We start from the raw sequence: 16,158 nt of genomic DNA, 5'->3' as shown, positions 1-16,158 counted from the left end.
TCGAAATTCGGTATAGTGAACACGAAAGAAGAAAAATATTTTCAAAAGTTAGGTGCTAAAATCAAGCGATTAAGAGAAGAAAAAGAGATTGATCAAAAATCCTTTGCTTTTGATTGTGAGATTGGTCGAACTCAATTGTATATGATTGAAAAGGGTAGAACAAATCCTCGCTTACTTACTCTAATGAAAATTGCTGATGGTCTGGAAATTTCTATTTCGGAGCTTCTCCAAAGTTAATAGATTAACTTTTCAAGTTAGTTTTTTAGAAAAATTCAATTGTATCAAATACTTTTTCTCCTGAAATAAATCCCTCAATCAGGTAATTCATATCATCGTTATTTATTTCGATATAAATTCCTAATTGATAACCGCAAACGTGTTCGGGGTGAGCTTTTCCATCATAAGACCAAATTCCGTCATAACTTGCTTTTGTTAAAGCACGTAATCTTAATTTGTCACTTATTTTTTCCGCTTCAGGTCTATTTGATTTTTTCATTTCAATAGCGATAAGATTATCGCTGTCCATTCTCTCTCCGCGACTATGTACAATCAAATCACAATTGATAGTTACAACTTCCATATTTTCGTCTAGAATAGTCTTTACTCTTTCATTTTGTTTTCGATTATATTCAGGGTCAGAATAATAATTTTCAAGTTCGTATTTTTCTAATAATGTTTCTAAGTAAATAGATAGTCTACCACATAAATTTCTTTCACTAACGCCAGAAAGGATATTTCGTTTTTCTTTTTGAAAAAATTTCGCCTTAGCTTCATTAAAAAATATCAGTAAAAATTCTTGGTAGTCTGTCATTTAAAGAGTGTGGTTTTAATTACGCCCAACGTTAAGTATAAGAAATCGTAGGGCTGTTAAAAAGCACTTACGTTTCGGTTTATTACTTAGCTAAATATAAATATTTTGCTTTTATCTTTTCATCTATAAACGCCAAATTTTATATTTAGCGGACTTTGTTAATGATCACAGACCTTTCGGTTTAGCACAAATGCCCTATGTTTTTTATACCTTGTTACCTGGCTGGCTTTTTTCTCCGCAAACTTGCTAGCGTTGGCAAAGACATACTCTTTTACAGTTTTGGTGTAGCTTGGATGGCGCGACTGGAAATGTGTATGGCTTTCAGCGTTGGCAATTCCGCTATGCCATTAAATTGTAACTTTCACTTGGCGGAAACAACAACTCAATTCCTTTCGGTTTGATTTTAAACAACGGGCCTTTTTCGACCACTTTTCCTTTTGAGTTTCGCTTAATTAAATGGTCAAGCGTAATTATTCCTTGTTCAATTAGTAGGTCAAATTGAGAAGTAATTGGCTTTTTTGTGTGCTCTACCATTTTATATTGAAAATGCTCTCTGTCATTTATTCTAGTACTTTCGGCTTCTACCCAAAACGTTTCTTTATGTTTTGTTTTTAGTCGATTATGAAGTTTGTCCAATGTCCAAACTACAAAATCTCCAACTTCTGGTTTGTCAGAGTTTTCAATCAGTTGTTTAATATCGCTATCAATTCTTAGATTCAAACCTTGCGAGTTTCTAGTAATTGCAGAAACTGTGCAATACAATTTAAAATCCTCTTCTCGTTCATAACCAAAATTGTCGAGAATTTCTGCTGAACTTTTAAACTTACTTAATTTCCAATCTGGAACTTGTGCAAATAGATTTTTACGGTTTGTTCTACTATTTCTGAATGATTTAAGTTCAATTCCTTTATAATCGGGTTGTTTAGACGAATTAATGTCAATTCCGAGTGCTGTCTCAAGTGTTCTGCCTACAGAGGTGTCAGCATCAACCATTGAAGGAATTGGGCCAGCATTTGCTATTTTTCTTAGCATTTCCAAAAGTTCAAATGCAACTTCGTTTTCAGTCGTGTTAATTGCATTAATTAATTCTTGAAATGGATTTAGAATTGAAGAATTAATCAATTCTCTGATGTCTAATTTTGTCAAGTTGAAAACTTGAAATTGATTATCAAAATATGTAATTGCAATAATGTCGTTTGGGTCTGCAATTTTAGTTAAGCTGTAAAACCAAATTCGAGGGTCTCCTTTTTTAGTTGAAGGACGATATAAAGATGCTTGTGATTTTATTGTCTTAAAACCAGTATGAATAACTGTGGGAATCATTACTTTATTTTCTGTACCTTGTCTTTGTAATTCGTAATCGTGAATGTTTTCGCTTTTCAAAAAACTTCTAACCGAACCTGTTGCATCCATTATGGATTTCTTTAGTCCGTTTTCAGTTGGTTCAATTAAAGTAAGAGAAACTTGGTTTTTAGTCAGTAATTTTATCTTTTCTTGTTCTGCGTCTGTAAGCTTTCTCACTTGATATATTTTAAAATTTCACTTGCGACTGCTCTAGCTAATAAAGGCGGAACAGCATTTCCAACTAAAGTATATTGTGGCACTTCTGTTTTTCTATTATTCCCACCTGTTGAGCGTTTTCCTTGAAATACAAAAGAGTCGTCAAAGGACTGTAAACGTGCCATTTCTCTAACTGTTAAAGACCTTGGCGAATTGTAATGAATGTAATCATCTGCAATAGTCATTATTGTAGAGCTTTGCTCGTCTGGTTTTAAAACATTGTAATTTCTCTTGTTTGTTGAAAGATTTAATTTCTCAAGTTCTGCTTGTGATTTTCTATAGTTACCATTTTTTAAAATCACTCCAAGTCTTTCAATTACGGTTTCGTTTTGATTACTTGTTTTATGATTATTTAGGATGTCAAAATATTTTTCTCCATTCTCCAAACCTTCAGTATTCTTGACGTAAAATGGTTTTGTTTGAGGCTTAAATCGTTCAATTAATCTACCTTTTTTTGACCATTCTGCAAATGATTTTCCACCTTTAGAAATAGGCTTTCCGTCAATTTTTCTTTTTTTGAGAAGTTTAGCCATTTTCTTTGCAGTTCCGTTGTATTGAGCAGAAATATCAATTTCTTCATATCGATGTGCTTCTTGGTTATTACCAATAAAATCTAAATCGTATAAAGCTTCAAAAATGGTTACTTTTTCTTCTTCTGAAACCGTTGCAGGGATTTCCGAAATATATTTTTGGTCTTTGCGACAACCAATAAAAAGGACTCTTTCTCTATTTTGAGGAACACCATAATTTGAAGCGTTAGCAACAAATGGTTGTTCTATTTTATAAAGTCTTATGCTTTCAAGAATAGTTTCTAATTCCTTTTTCTGCGATTTATTACAATGAGATTTTAATATCTCAATAGATTCATCAAAGGACGTTGTGTAGATTTTTAATGCAGTTATGATATCCTCACAATCTTTTTTATAACCTGTTGTAACTTTTAAGGCTTTAAAAGAATTCTCAATTTTTGAAATAACATTTTCAGAGCCTATTTCTGTTAGAAAATCAGTAAAAGCATTTGTGAAATCATCACTATCGATATTGCAAAAATCTTTTTCTTTGATAATGTCACGTTTTAATTTATCCCATTCTTTTGTTCGAGTCAAAAGGTTGAAACCGTGACGAATTGTATTGATGTTTTCGTCCGTTTTACTGGTTTTGTAGTCTGCAATTTTTGGTGTCAGTTTTTTAAATCTATTCTCTACAAAGCTGATGAAATCAGCTTTTCCAATTTCCTTGTCTTTTTCAAGTAGTTTTTCAAGTTCAACCCTTTTTACAATACTATCAAAAAGGAAAGAATTTGATTCTTTTCGTATTTTTTTGATGAATGTATTTAGTAATGGAATTTCTTTTATGTCAACAATAGAGTTGATTTCTTTGATAATTAATTCTTTTATTTTACCACCTTCTTTGGTCAAAATGCCTTTTACATTTTCCATCACAAAGTATTTAGGTTGTAAAACCTTAATGACTTCTAAATAGTGAGAAAAAAGGTCGTCTTTTTTATCGAATTTTTTTCGCTTTCCTGCAAGGCTGAAACTTTGACAAGGTGGTCCACCACAAACAACGTCAATTTTACGTCCATCTATTTTTTCTAATAAATTGTCTAAAAAGTCAGGTTCAGTAATATCCTGTTTTAAAAACTCAGCATCCAAACCTAATTGGTGATTATAACGGACAACGTGAGTTAATTCACAATTTTCATTTATATCGTTAGCAACAACGAAATCGAAGAATTTATTGTTATGTTCAGCTTGCAAAAAACCTTCACTAAAACCACCAGCTCCAGCAAATAAATCTACAAAAGTGAATGGTTTTCCATAAAGCGCAACTTGCTCTTTCACAATATTTACATTGCTATTTTCTTTGTAATTTTCTATGTGTTCGTTCAATACGCTTTTAACTTCGTCTTGTACAAAGGTTTTTTTATTAGAGTGGTGCAAAAGTTCGTCCGCTCGTTCTCTTAGGAAATCTAAATAATGATTGATTTCGTGAGATTCCACACCCAATCCAATCGCTTTTTGTTTGGATTTATTGAAGTTTTTCGGCTCTATTTTCTGTCCTGTAGAAACCTTAACTTGGCTTCCGTTACAGTTTATTCGCAGATGAATTGGTGCAAACCCTTTTTTGTCAGGTTTGTCTAAATAAAAATTAATTGTTGCCATAATTATTCACGGACGTTTTTACGTACACGGACAAATTTACGGACATTTTTTTAAATTCCTATTTAATTCTGGTTTTTGTTCTGAGTGAGCGTTGGGAAAAGGCAAGCTCTTTTTTTTTTTTGAGGCACGAAAAAAATGAAATGTGCTTGACTGTGCGATTGAATTTTCAGCTTGCAGGTAACAATGTTGTAATAGCAATTGCTATTACATTCCATGTATTTATTACAAATCTAGTGGATTTTTAATTGATTTGAAATTGTTTATTGCCACTTGAGTATAAATTTCTGTTGTTTTTGTACTACCATGTCCTAGCAGCGTCTGAATATACCTTAAGTCAGTACCATTTTCTAAAAGATGAGTAGCAAAACTATGCCTTAACATATGCGGAGTTACTCTCCTGTTTATCTTCGATTTTTCCGCTGCCTTAACTACTATTTCTTTTACACTACTTCCACTATATTTAGTTCCTTTTAATCCTTCAAACAGGTATTCTTGTGGTTTCCACTCTTTATAATATACTCTTAATTCTTTTAACACAGTTTCTGATAACAATGAATATCGGTCTTTATTATTTTTTGCGTTTTTAATATGAATTAGCATCCGCTTACTATCTATATCTTGAATTTTTAATTCTAATAGTTCACTTCTTCGTAATCCAGCAGAATATAACAGGCTTATAATACAACGATGTTTTATATTATTGGTATTGGCAATCATAGCGAGAATTTCTTCTTTTGATACTACTTGTGGAAGCTTTTGTTCTTTTCTCGGTCTTTCAATACTATAAAATCGATTGGGCATTCCCATCACTACTTCGTAATAAAACTTAATGCTATTGATCGTTTGATTAATATAACTATTAGATTTTTTTTGACGAATAAGTAATTGCAAATATGCTCTTATCTCCTGCTCTGATAATTCCACAATATCCTTATCGGGATACTGATTTATGAACTTCTCAAATAACGAGATGTATATTTTACAGGTGTTTAGGGCATATCTTTTGAGTTCTAGTTTCAGAAGATATGCTTCTGGTACATATCTATATGAAGCTGCTTTAGCTCTATTACGATACCAGTTAACGTCGACAGGCTCATTATCTCGTATAACTTTCTCTTTAAAAAAAGAATTTCCGTTAATCCAAGCGACACCTCTAAATTTCTCAAAAACATGATTCAAGTTTTCTTTGGTATGAATTATATACACCATCGCAAATTCTCTGCTCCACTTAGGATTGGGGAGTTCTTTTATCAATGCCTGGATCACCTTATCAGGATGAAACTGTAGCCCAATCATCTTTTGGTTACCAATCAGCAAATGCTTTAAGGTGATATGTTTGGTGAGGTTCATGATACAAAAATGCAGTATTTAAAAATCATAGTAGTATTTTAGTCGAATAACATTCGAATAGGATTCGTATACTATTTAATTAATTTGAGATTATGAATATATGTCCACACTGCAATTCTAAAATTATCGGTAGATCCGATAAGAAATATTGTTCTATACATTGCAAATCTGCTCATCAATATCAAAACCGCAAATCAGAAGAAGCTCTATATTACACAATTGATAAGAAACTTAAAACGAACAGAAAACTCTTAAAAGCGTATAATAAATCTGGGATGTCAACTGTACGCAAAGAAAAACTATTATCAGAAGGTTTTGATCCTACTTATTTTACGCATTACTGGAAAAACAAAAAAGGACAGGTATATCTTTTCTGCTATGAGTATGGTTTTCTGGATTTAAAAGAAAACCAGAAAGAAAAGTATCTCTTAGTAACCTGGCAAGACTATATGGATCGTTAACTATTTAATTTTATGGCGCCACCCAATAATTAGGTAATAGCTCACTCAACCGATTCGCTTTATGTTCTTGTATTTTCTCCAATACATCTTTAAGCCACCTGTAAGGATCAATATTATTGATTTTGCAACTCGCAAAGAAAGAATATAAGATAGCTGCTTTCTGTGCCGCTTTATGAGAACCGGAAAACAAGTAATTCTTTCTACCTAATGCTAACGGTCTAATAGTGTTTTCCACTAGGTTATTATCAATTTCATAACGACCATCGGTTGTATATCTTTTTAGCTTATCCCATAATTTTAGGGTATATCCAATAGCTTTTCCAATAGCACTTTTAGGAAGTACTTGTAAGACTTGATCTTTAAGCCAGTGTTCTAGTTTATTTAAAACAGGAACTGCATATAACCCTCGATATCGTTTTATGAGTTCAAAAGTGCTTTTTCGTTCTCTGGTTTTTCGCTCCATAGCATATAGACGTTGAATTTGTTCCAATACATAGCTGGCTCTGGATGCATCATTATCCAGTGCTTTTTCGAAATACCTTCTGGCGTGTGCCATACATGCCAATAACGTAATACTTCCTTTGGTTTTCAAATTTAGATACCCTGAATATCCATCTGTCTGAATGGTTCCAGTATACTCCTGTAATACCTCTTCAGGCACTTTTCTGGATCGACTGGGGTCATACTTGAATAAAACTAATCGCTCTATTGGAGCGTGATGTACCCAATGATATCCCATATGAAGTTTTCCTTTTTTAGTAGTATCCTGAACTCCTATCGGTGATTCATCCACCTGAAGGTAATTACTTTGTAAAAGTTCCTTTTGTAAGGTATTGTATAATGGTTCTAATAGTGTAGTAGTTGTATTAAACCAATTACAAAGTGTTCCTCTACTAATATCTAGATGTTGACTCTTGAATATTTGTTGTTGTCTATAAAAAGGTAAGTGATGTACAAATTTACTAACCATAATATGAGCTAGTAATCCAGCTCCTGCATTCCCTTTTGGAATTGGAAGTGATGGTAGTGATGCAATCACTATTCTTTCTTGTTCAGCTAAGATATACTTAGGGCGTATTATCCTTCTAACAAAAATACTGGAAGGGTTGTATTCTAATATCTCGGTGATCTCTTCTCCAATCTTTGTTGCTCCTGGTATGATATCATCTGGTTCTATAGTTTCTTCTATTCGTGGTAAATGAGATGGAAGTGAAGTACGAACAGGCTGCCTCTTCTCTGCTACTTGTTGCTCTCTCTTATAGCTAATTTCAATAGGTTCAGATCCAATAGTAGAAACTTGTGATTGTGCTACAAATAAATCTAACTGTCCAGTATCTGATGAAACAAAACGCTCACTTTTACTACCAAAAATCATTCGCTTAAGCTCTGATAATTGTTGTTGCAAATATTGATAATCAAACTGTAATTTTTGATGTTCTTTTACAAGAGTATCATAAGCTTCTTGCAGCAGAGATTGTTTATCAGACAAAGGATTATGAGGTATGATTTCCACATTATAAAGATACTCAAAAGCCATCCTATTTCCAATAAAATCAAACATTTTTAGCTGCTGATTTATAACGTTTCCTTCTACTTATATTAGTAATAGAAATGCCATCGATTAGTAATACTAACTGCGAATACGTTATGGAGATACTGTCTACTTGTTCATCATAATATGGAATTTCAAAAGTGCCAGATTCTAATCTTTTGTAATACAATATGAAACTGCTTCCACTCCAGTGTAATAATTTTACTTTATCACGGGTTTTATTGATGAAAATATATACAGAGCCATTGGTGGGAGATGTAGAAAGATCGTTTTGTATCAAACCACAAAGTCCATTAAAGCCTTTTCGCATATCAGTAGATTTACTATACAAATGAAACTGATGGGTGGTGGTAAGTCCAAACATTACAAAAGGGTGATTAGATTTTTCAATTCCTTTTTACAGATATCAGAAGGGCATTGCAAAAATACTCCGTTCGGATAATGAACCTTAATAGAAACTACTTTAGCAATTGATATTGGAGTAGAAACTTCCACTGGAATGAATGAAGGCTCTTTCTTTGAAACTTTTTTCTTAGATTCTGGAAATTCTACCTTAAACTTCCTATGCCAATATTTCATGACTCCATATGTAATACCTTGTTTTTCTCCATATTCTCGTAAACCTAATTTACTCTTTTTCCAAGATCTAATAATGGAATACATCTGTTGTTTTCTTTTTGTATCTTGTTTTTGCATATCGCAAAACTAAAACACAAACACAAGCTATACAATATGTGGTTTGCTGAACGGTTACATTTGAATCGTATGTATGGTGATTTTTTTAAGAAACTTGTTGCCGATATAAGCTCCAATAAATGCCATTGCAGTAGCGACAATAAGCATAGGATAATTAAGTTGATCTCCTAATTGTAAAAGATCTTTTGCATATATAGTGAGTCTTGAGATATCAATAAAGCATGCAATAACTACTCCGGTGGCAATAAAAGCTTCTTTACTAAGTTTTGCCCGAATTAAAAAAGCAGTTCGTAATGCCCCTTGATGACCGGATAATCCCCCGAAAAAACCACTTAACGCACCACCCCAAGGTAAATATTTGATATCAAACTCCAATCGTTTTAGCTTTGGGATAAGATCAAAGAGGGAGAAAAAAAGTAATAGTGTTGCTATACATATTTTTACCACCGTGATTTCGTGAATGGTATCAGCAATAGTATATGAAAATATAGGTTTTATATAGGTGATTTTGCCTAATATATAAGCTCCGAAAAAGGCAAATACAATTGCAGGTAAACCAAAGCGTAGTACCGTTTGTACATTAGCTTTTTTGCCAACAAGGGTTAATTTGAATAAGTTATTAAGCAGATGTACAATTGCTGTAAGAGCGATTGCAATATCTATAGGAAAGAATAGTGCAAACACAGGCATCAATAATGTACCTAATCCAAAACCAGAAAAAAATGTTAATCCCGACCCTAATAAAGCTATAATACCAACCAGAATAAAATCCATAATACGATAGCTATTAGTTTTTTATTTTCTTAGGTTTTTTGCTCTTTATTGAAATATACCAAATAGTAATACATTTGCTTCTCTTCATCCCATCCTTTTTCTACAAATTTTTCTGCAGATTCTGGATTAATGAAATCCATTTTTATCTGTACATTAGTGTCTAGATTGATGACATTTTTTATTTTTTTACGAGCAGCAGTTACTGCGTTATTGGCAATAGGAAAGGAGGTGAGGTCTTCGATTTGGTATTTTGGTGCTTTTTCTACTTTGTAATGCTTAAATTCTGGAATCAAATCAGGATTATCGATTACATCATTTAAAAATGCAGACTCTTCAAATTCATCATTTTTAGCAAAGTGGTTTACTGCACGATTCATAAACATCACTTCTTCTTTTTTATCTTCGGCAGGAAGCACAACATCTTTTGCAAAATCCTGGCAGAATTTCATGTATTTCTTAGTGTAAAAATTCTCATCGGCAAAAGCTTCTACGCCTAAAAAGTGTTCTAACCAATATTTGGTATCATATCGATTAGAATCTACAGAAAGGATTTTATAACCTTCTTCTTTTTTATGATTAAAAATCAAACAGCCTTTATCGAGCTTATTTAAGTTTACACCTTGTTGAATTAATAATTCAATATCACTTTCTTTTTCGTCAAACTGAAGAAAATCATGTTTTAATTCTGATTTAAAGATCCCAATAGCATCAACTTTTTCATTATCTATATTTACATTATCTAGATATGTAACATACACCTCGCCACTTTTAATATGAGGGTGTTGGGATTGTTCATATAATAATGAAGCAATTCGTTTAGATTTTTCATGAACTGAAGAGGGATGTTCAAAAATTTCGGTTACGATCTTAAACAGTGGATTAAATTCTATATCTACCTCATTAGCAAATTGAAAATAATTTTCTTCTTTTTCTCTAAAAGGCTTAAAAAAATACTCTTTTAGAAGTGCAGTTAATTCATCATTAAGGGCATACGGAGATTCTGACAAGAATATATTTTCATTTTTATTCTTGTTTCCAACCCTATGAACCGATAGTGATTCGATCTGAGCGCTATATAAGTTGATCATTTTTTATAAGTTTCAAAGCTACTAAGTAGCAGAGTTTATAGTTTATTTTGAGGTTTTAATTGTTATAAAGCCTTCTAGTTATATTTTTAAATTTCTGAGAAGGTACTCATATATATAGTGACTTTGTTTCTATGAAACTTTACTACTTAAATTAATTCCAATTTTCATCAAACCCGAGATCTTCATATTCATCAAGATCCATAAAGCCTTCATTTTCATCTTCATTAAAGTCATCTGATTTTTCTGCTTTAAACTCTTTATCAGGTGCCTGATCTGGTATTTGACCATGAATATACATTACGTTTGGATATTCTCTTCCGTTTTCATGTTCGGCAATTTCTGCAAGTTCTACCAAAAATGTCCACATACTTAAGAAATCATAGATATAAATTAGCCTGGGAGAGGCCTCATGAGCAACATCAATAAGAGTAGTTTCATTCATCAGTCTAACAGGCTGATTACCATCACTCATATCAAATAATGATATTTCTTCTCCTTGATTCCATTGATCATCACTAATGTAAAAAGAAGCTATTTCTGTTCCATCAAAACCAAAAGATTGGGTGATTACATTATGAAACTGTTCTAAGGTTGCTCCTTGTTCTATTTCAATATCTCTAAATACATCTTCTTCTGTATCCAGAATAACTCTGAAACGGTATATCATTATTAATTAATTAATTTGGAAATGCAAAGATACTATAAATGCATTGTTATTTACTAAAACGATGTAATGAAAAAGTCATTGCCCCTAATAAGAAAAAAGCAACAATCTGGTGTAATACTCCTAATAAGATTGGGACTCTAAATATTAATGTAAATACACCTAATAAAAATTGAATGCAAACAATAATTAGTAAGGCATTTAGTGAATTAGACTGAGTAGTACTTGTCTGAATTTTTTTACTTCGAAACCAAATGAAAACAATAAGTCCTACAACTATATAAGCCAGATAACGATGTATGAACTGGACTCCACTTTTTCCTTCTACAAAATTCTTTAGTAAGGGAGATTGTTCAATATAAACGGATTCATGAATTATGGTTCCATCACTCATTAATGGCCAATAATTATGTAATAAACCAGCATCTAAGCCAGCGACAAAAGCACCATAGATAATCTGAAGTAAAAGAACTCCTAAACCCCATCGAATCAGTTTTCTAAACTTAATATCGATTTGTTTTTTATTAGGATATATCAAATCCAGAGCTACCCAAAATGTATATGCAAAGGTTATAAATGCTGCGGTGAGATGCATGGCAAGTCGATAGTGACTTACATCGGGCCTATCAATTAATCCACTTTTTACCATAAACCAACCAAGAAATCCTTGAAAACTTCCTAATAACATGAGTATTAGAGATTTTTTTATGGTAGGCGTAGTAAGCTGTTTTCTGATTAAGAAATATACGAAAGGTATTATAAATATAACACCTATGAATCTTCCGATGACACGATGTAACCATTCCCAAAAATAAATATCTTTAAAATCGTCAAGTGTGAATTGATGATTTATCTTTTGATATTCTGGGTATTGCTTGTAGAGGTCGAATGCTGCGTTCCATTCTACATCATTCATAGGAGGGATAGTGCCCGAAATTAGTTTATAATTAGAGATAGATAACCCAGAATGAGTAAGTCTGGTAATTCCACCAACTACAACCATAATAAAAATCAATAAGCACCCTGTAAGTAGCCAGTATATTACTTTTTTATTGTCTTTTTTCATTTTTTATTCAAAGTTTCAAAGTGACAAAGATTCAGAATTATAAAGTTGTATTATATAGTTTGAAAATATGAAGTACCTACTTAGATTCTTAGTTACTTTTTTAACCCTAATTCTTCACCTTTTTTTACCATATATTCATAAGCTGCTTCGTGCTCATTAGGGATTTCACCTTCAAGAATTGCTTCTTTAATTGCTTCTTTAATGATTCCTATTTCGCGAGAGGGCTTGATATTAAAGGTCTTCATAATCTCTTCTCCTGTAACAGGTGGTTGAAAATTGCGAACATGATCTCGTTCTTCAACTTCAATCATTTTTTGCCTTACAATCTTGAAATTATTATGATATTTTTTAAAACGTTTAGGGTTTTTGGTTGTAATATCGGCTTCACAAAGTGTCATTAATTCTTCAATGTACTCTCCTGCATCAAATACTAGTCTTCGCACAGCAGAATCTGTAACCTCTGTTGCAATCACTATAGGTCTGGAGCTCATTAATACCATTTTTTGAACAAACTTCATTTTTTCATTTAGCGGCATTTTTAGGCGCTTAAATAGTTTGAATACCATTTTTGAACCTACAAATTCATGCCCATGAAAAGTCCATCCTACTTTTTTGCTAAACTTTTTGGTAGGTGCCTTACCGATATCATGAAGTAAAGCCGCCCAACGTAACCAGAGGTCATCTGTGTTTTCTGCAATATTATCTAGAACTTCTAGGGTGTGATAAAAATTATCTTTATGTCGTTGCCCTTCGACTTCATCAATACCCTTTAACGCGATAAGTTCGGGTAGTATATACTCCAAAAGACCGGTTTGTTCCAGTAATATAAAGCCTGTTGAAGGTTTATCACTTAAAATAATTTTATGCAACTCATCTACTATACGTTCTTTGGTAATGATCTTAATTCGATCTTTATTTTTGGTAATAGCTTTTAATGAGGTGGATTCAATTTTGAAATCGAGTTGTGTAGCAAAACGAATTGCTCTCATCATTCGCAAAGGATCATCAGAATATGTAATATCAGGATCTAAAGGAGTACGGATTACTTTTGATTTTAGATCTTCTAAGCCATTAAAAGGATCTAATATTTCTCCAAAATTTTCTGGTGATAGGTGTAAGGCAAGAGTGTTGATTGTAAAATCTCGTCTATTCTGATCGTCTTCTAAACTTCCATTTTCTACAATGGGATTGCGACTATCTTCAGAATAGGATTCTTTTCGTGCTCCAACAAATTCTACCTCGATATCATCAGCTTTTAGCATTGCCGTACCATAGGTTTTAAAAATCTGCACTTTGGGATTGCCAGGTAAAAGTTTGGATACTTCTTTTGCTAATGCTATTCCGCTACCAACAGCAACAATATCAATATCTTTGACCGTTTTTCTTTGCAATATATGGTCTCTTACAAATCCACCAATAACATAGCTGTCTAGTTCTAGATTTGCTGATGCTTTGGCAATTGTTTCAAAAATTGGATGTTGTAAAGCTTTTTTATAATTTTTGATTTCCGACATGAATCAATTACTTCCTAATAATTTTTACGGTACTATCGCTTCCTATTTTAATAATTGAAGAAGGTTTAGCTCCTTTTTTTTGTAGAGGCAAATTTACGACATAGTCTACGCCTTCCAAAATTGCTGCGGGTATTTCTTTTAAGTTTTTTGGAGCAGGCATACCACTAATGTTAGCAGAGGTCGAAACAATAGGTCGTTTAAGCTTCTTAATTAATTTTCCACAAAAAGGATCTCTCACAACCCGAATACCTAATGTATTATCATCTGCGATAATATTTTCTGCAACATGTAGCGGTCTGTCATAGATAATAGTAGTAGGTTTTGCAGCATATTTTAGAATATCATAGGCTACTTCAGGAACTTCTTCTATATATTGTTGCAGCATTTTAAAATCACTAACCAAGCAGATCATAGACTTGCTTTCTTCCCGATTTTTTAAGGCATATAACTTATCAACCGCTTCTGCATTAGTGGCGTCACAGCCAATACCCCAAATTGTATCGGTAGGATAGAGGATGATTCCTCCTTTTTTTAATGTATTAATTGCATTTTGGATTTCTGTAATTTGATCTGGCATTAGATAATTTTTTAATGTCGCAAAATACAAAAGAAGTTGTCTAAAAAGTATTTAGGGGATCTTTTTCTTTTGATTTTTACTTTTTAAGACCTTTTAGTGTTCTTTACCTATTTCACTTTTTTGAGGTTGTATGATATAGTAATTAACCTTATTTCTGTTTCTATTTTTGAATTCCTCTTAACATAAAGCGTTTGAAGTTCATGTTTTGCTTTATGTTTTCATACATCCCAACATCTTCTTTTACGATATGTTACTCCTTGTAAACTGAGTAGGTTTTTTAAATCTGATTACCTTTGCCTTTCTTCATTTTTCTATAATATTTATTAAGGCATAATAAACTATCTTGAAAAAATGTATAAGTAAAGGTAGGAGCTCCAAAACTAAGAGAGACTGCCTTTTCAGACAGTCTCTCTTATAAAATTTGACAGTGATAACTATCTAGTCCAATTAATGTAATTAGTCCACTTATTTGAAGAAACATCTCCATTAACATGTTGTGTTGTTGTGCCTTCGATATTCACATGCCAAACACCATAACCTCCTAAAGCAACAGAATAAGATGCATTTCCAAGTAAAATTCTTTGATCCGAAGTTTTACAAGGAAGATTTCTAGAAACATTTTTGTTAAAATTATTGTTTGGACCGGTAGGATAACCATTATCAAAAAGAAGTTTACCATTTGTAGATAAATTAACAGTAATATTTCTATGTTCTCCAGATTTTCTCCATTTACCTTTATAATGATATCCCATGTTTACATCAAAATAAAGTTCACTTATAATATTATGTGAACCACCTAAATTAAAACTTCTGTTGATAAGACTGTTAGTGTACCTTGTAGTGCAACAAGTACCATTAATTAATGCACCACTACTACAATTTTTCCAAACTTGCCGTCTGAAATCATGTGCTTCTATTTTAATGGTACCATTTCCAGCATTAAAAGAAAATGTTTTATTTTCTTTCTGACTGTTTGCTAGCTCAATATTAGCTTCTCCAATTTTTTTTAGATTAGATAAATTATTTTTCCATTCAGAATTTCTAATAATTTTTTTCTTAGAAATTTCATAAAATTTTCCGTTTTTAAAATAAATAATGTTTTCTCCAACTTTAAATTCTTGATTTTCATTTAGAATAGCTAATAATCCATTAGTCAACGTGTTTATGTCGGTTTCTTTTTCAATGCTATATTCGTCTGAATCATTGAACGAATTTAATAGTGCATTATGGTGTTTTTTAGAAACCCAAGATGTTAATTCATCTTGATTTAAATATGATATAGAATTATATTCTTCATAGAAATGATCCCAGTCTTTAAATGTTAGTAATGAAGTTTCTTTTTTTAAAGATTGATCTGTAAGATCACTTTCGAAATTTTGATCTTGAGAACAAGAAACAATAAGTAATGCCAAAAAGGCAAAAAATAAATTTTTCATAATAATTAGGTTTTAAGATTAAATAAAAAATTATAAAAAGAATAGTTCCCTTTTACACATAATAATGTACTGAAGAGTTGTTTTGTTACGATAGTATTACGTTAAAAAAAAGTTAATTTCCCAGTAAGGAAAAAGAAGCAAAAAAGAAACTTTATCACTATCATTATATCCTTTTCAGAAGTGTTATTTTTCATTATACTAACCTAAAAGCGGCTACCTTGTAAGAAGAGGAGAGTTTGAAAATCTAAGGTTTTCATTAAACTAAAAATAAACTTTTTTCCGTTGAATGTTTTGTGGACTTGCTTCAAGGATTATTTATAGAAAATATTTAAGTAGTGATTTGGATAAAAAGAGGGGCTGTTGTTTTTTTGTCAGAATTAAAATGAAACTAGAAAAATGTAGTTCTATACAACAAAAACAATAGAAAAGAAGTAGTTGTATGAT

The 16,158-nt window shown here is 31.9% G+C and carries 16 protein-coding genes; 2 read left to right on the top strand and 14 right to left on the bottom strand.

The features are described 5' to 3' along the window. Positions 1-15: 15 nt before the first annotated feature. The gene (locus tag ATE84_RS20985; RefSeq protein WP_101449828.1) at positions 16-237 is read left to right on the top strand and encodes a helix-turn-helix domain-containing protein; all 222 of its coding nucleotides are present in this window, start codon (positions 16-18) and stop codon (positions 235-237) included. Between the two features lie 25 nt (positions 238-262). Here ATE84_RS20985 and ATE84_RS20980 read toward each other — a convergent pair whose 3' ends face one another. From ATE84_RS20980 to ATE84_RS20965, 4 genes are all read right to left on the bottom strand, one after another. Beyond that, complete coding sequence (locus ATE84_RS20980) at positions 263-811, bottom strand: hypothetical protein (RefSeq protein WP_101449827.1); 549 nt, start codon at positions 809-811, stop codon at positions 263-265. Positions 812-1,150: 339 nt separating this feature from the next. Next, positions 1,151-2,332 carry an MvaI/BcnI restriction endonuclease family protein gene (locus ATE84_RS20975; protein WP_101449826.1) on the bottom strand — a complete coding sequence of 394 codons (1,182 nt, stop codon included), beginning with the start codon at positions 2,330-2,332 and terminating at the stop codon, positions 1,151-1,153. Next, positions 2,329-4,536 carry a DNA cytosine methyltransferase gene (locus ATE84_RS20970; RefSeq protein ID WP_101449825.1) on the bottom strand — a complete coding sequence of 736 codons (2,208 nt, stop codon included), beginning with the start codon at positions 4,534-4,536 and terminating at the stop codon, positions 2,329-2,331. Before ATE84_RS20970 ends, ATE84_RS20975 begins: the two co-directional genes overlap by 4 nt. Positions 4,537-4,758: 222 nt before the next feature. Further along, positions 4,759-5,886, bottom strand: coding sequence for a tyrosine-type recombinase/integrase (locus ATE84_RS20965; RefSeq protein ID WP_199176900.1), 1,128 nt, complete (start codon positions 5,884-5,886; stop codon positions 4,759-4,761). A gap of 92 nt (positions 5,887-5,978) precedes the next feature. Here ATE84_RS20965 and ATE84_RS20960 point away from each other — a divergent pair, with 92 nt between their 5' ends. Then, positions 5,979-6,347 carry a hypothetical protein gene (locus ATE84_RS20960; RefSeq protein WP_101449823.1) on the top strand — a complete coding sequence of 123 codons (369 nt, stop codon included), beginning with the start codon at positions 5,979-5,981 and terminating at the stop codon, positions 6,345-6,347. 10 nt (positions 6,348-6,357) lie between these two features. Here ATE84_RS20960 and ATE84_RS20955 read toward each other — a convergent pair whose 3' ends face one another. The 10 genes from ATE84_RS20955 to ATE84_RS20910 all read right to left on the bottom strand — a co-directional run bounded on the left by ATE84_RS20955 (position 6,358) and on the right by ATE84_RS20910 (position 15,714). Further along, the gene (locus ATE84_RS20955) at positions 6,358-7,908 is read right to left on the bottom strand and encodes an IS66 family transposase (protein WP_233195863.1); all 1,551 of its coding nucleotides are present in this window, start codon (positions 7,906-7,908) and stop codon (positions 6,358-6,360) included. Beyond that, positions 7,901-8,263: an IS66 family insertion sequence element accessory protein TnpB gene (gene tnpB, locus ATE84_RS20950; RefSeq protein WP_101449822.1), complete on the bottom strand. Its 363-nt coding sequence runs from the start codon at positions 8,261-8,263 to the stop codon at positions 7,901-7,903. Before tnpB ends, ATE84_RS20955 begins: the two co-directional genes overlap by 8 nt. Beyond that, on the bottom strand, positions 8,263-8,595 hold the full coding sequence (locus ATE84_RS20945) for a hypothetical protein (protein WP_143273681.1): 333 nt from the start codon (positions 8,593-8,595) through the stop codon (positions 8,263-8,265). The genes tnpB and ATE84_RS20945 overlap by 1 nt, the downstream gene beginning before the upstream one ends. A 54-nt stretch (positions 8,596-8,649) precedes the next feature. Beyond that, complete coding sequence (locus ATE84_RS20940) at positions 8,650-9,369, bottom strand: sulfite exporter TauE/SafE family protein (protein ID WP_101449820.1); 720 nt, start codon at positions 9,367-9,369, stop codon at positions 8,650-8,652. A 29-nt stretch (positions 9,370-9,398) separates the two neighbouring features. Then, on the bottom strand, positions 9,399-10,457 hold the full coding sequence (locus ATE84_RS20935) for a nucleoid-associated protein (RefSeq protein ID WP_101449819.1): 1,059 nt from the start codon (positions 10,455-10,457) through the stop codon (positions 9,399-9,401). A gap of 151 nt (positions 10,458-10,608) precedes the next feature. Beyond that, on the bottom strand, positions 10,609-11,124 hold the full coding sequence (locus ATE84_RS20930) for a hypothetical protein (protein WP_101449818.1): 516 nt from the start codon (positions 11,122-11,124) through the stop codon (positions 10,609-10,611). A 46-nt stretch (positions 11,125-11,170) separates the two neighbouring features. Next, a complete protein-coding gene (locus tag ATE84_RS20925; protein ID WP_101449817.1) occupies positions 11,171-12,187 on the bottom strand; it encodes a COX15/CtaA family protein in 1,017 nt (338 codons plus the stop codon). Between the two features lie 92 nt (positions 12,188-12,279). Further along, positions 12,280-13,701: a CCA tRNA nucleotidyltransferase gene (locus tag ATE84_RS20920; RefSeq protein ID WP_101449816.1), complete on the bottom strand. Its 1,422-nt coding sequence runs from the start codon at positions 13,699-13,701 to the stop codon at positions 12,280-12,282. A gap of 7 nt (positions 13,702-13,708) precedes the next feature. Next, positions 13,709-14,278, bottom strand: coding sequence for an L-threonylcarbamoyladenylate synthase (locus tag ATE84_RS20915; protein WP_101449815.1), 570 nt, complete (start codon positions 14,276-14,278; stop codon positions 13,709-13,711). A 434-nt stretch (positions 14,279-14,712) separates the two neighbouring features. Beyond that, the gene (locus tag ATE84_RS20910) at positions 14,713-15,714 is read right to left on the bottom strand and encodes a hypothetical protein (RefSeq protein WP_101449814.1); all 1,002 of its coding nucleotides are present in this window, start codon (positions 15,712-15,714) and stop codon (positions 14,713-14,715) included. Positions 15,715-16,158: the final 444 nt, after the last annotated feature.

It is taken from the genome of Aquimarina sp. MAR_2010_214 (genome assembly GCF_002846555.1).
Taxonomy (GTDB): domain Bacteria; phylum Bacteroidota; class Bacteroidia; order Flavobacteriales; family Flavobacteriaceae; genus Aquimarina.
The sequence above is the reverse complement of the archived record's forward strand: the minus strand, read 5'-3'. Positions and strand labels throughout refer to the sequence as shown.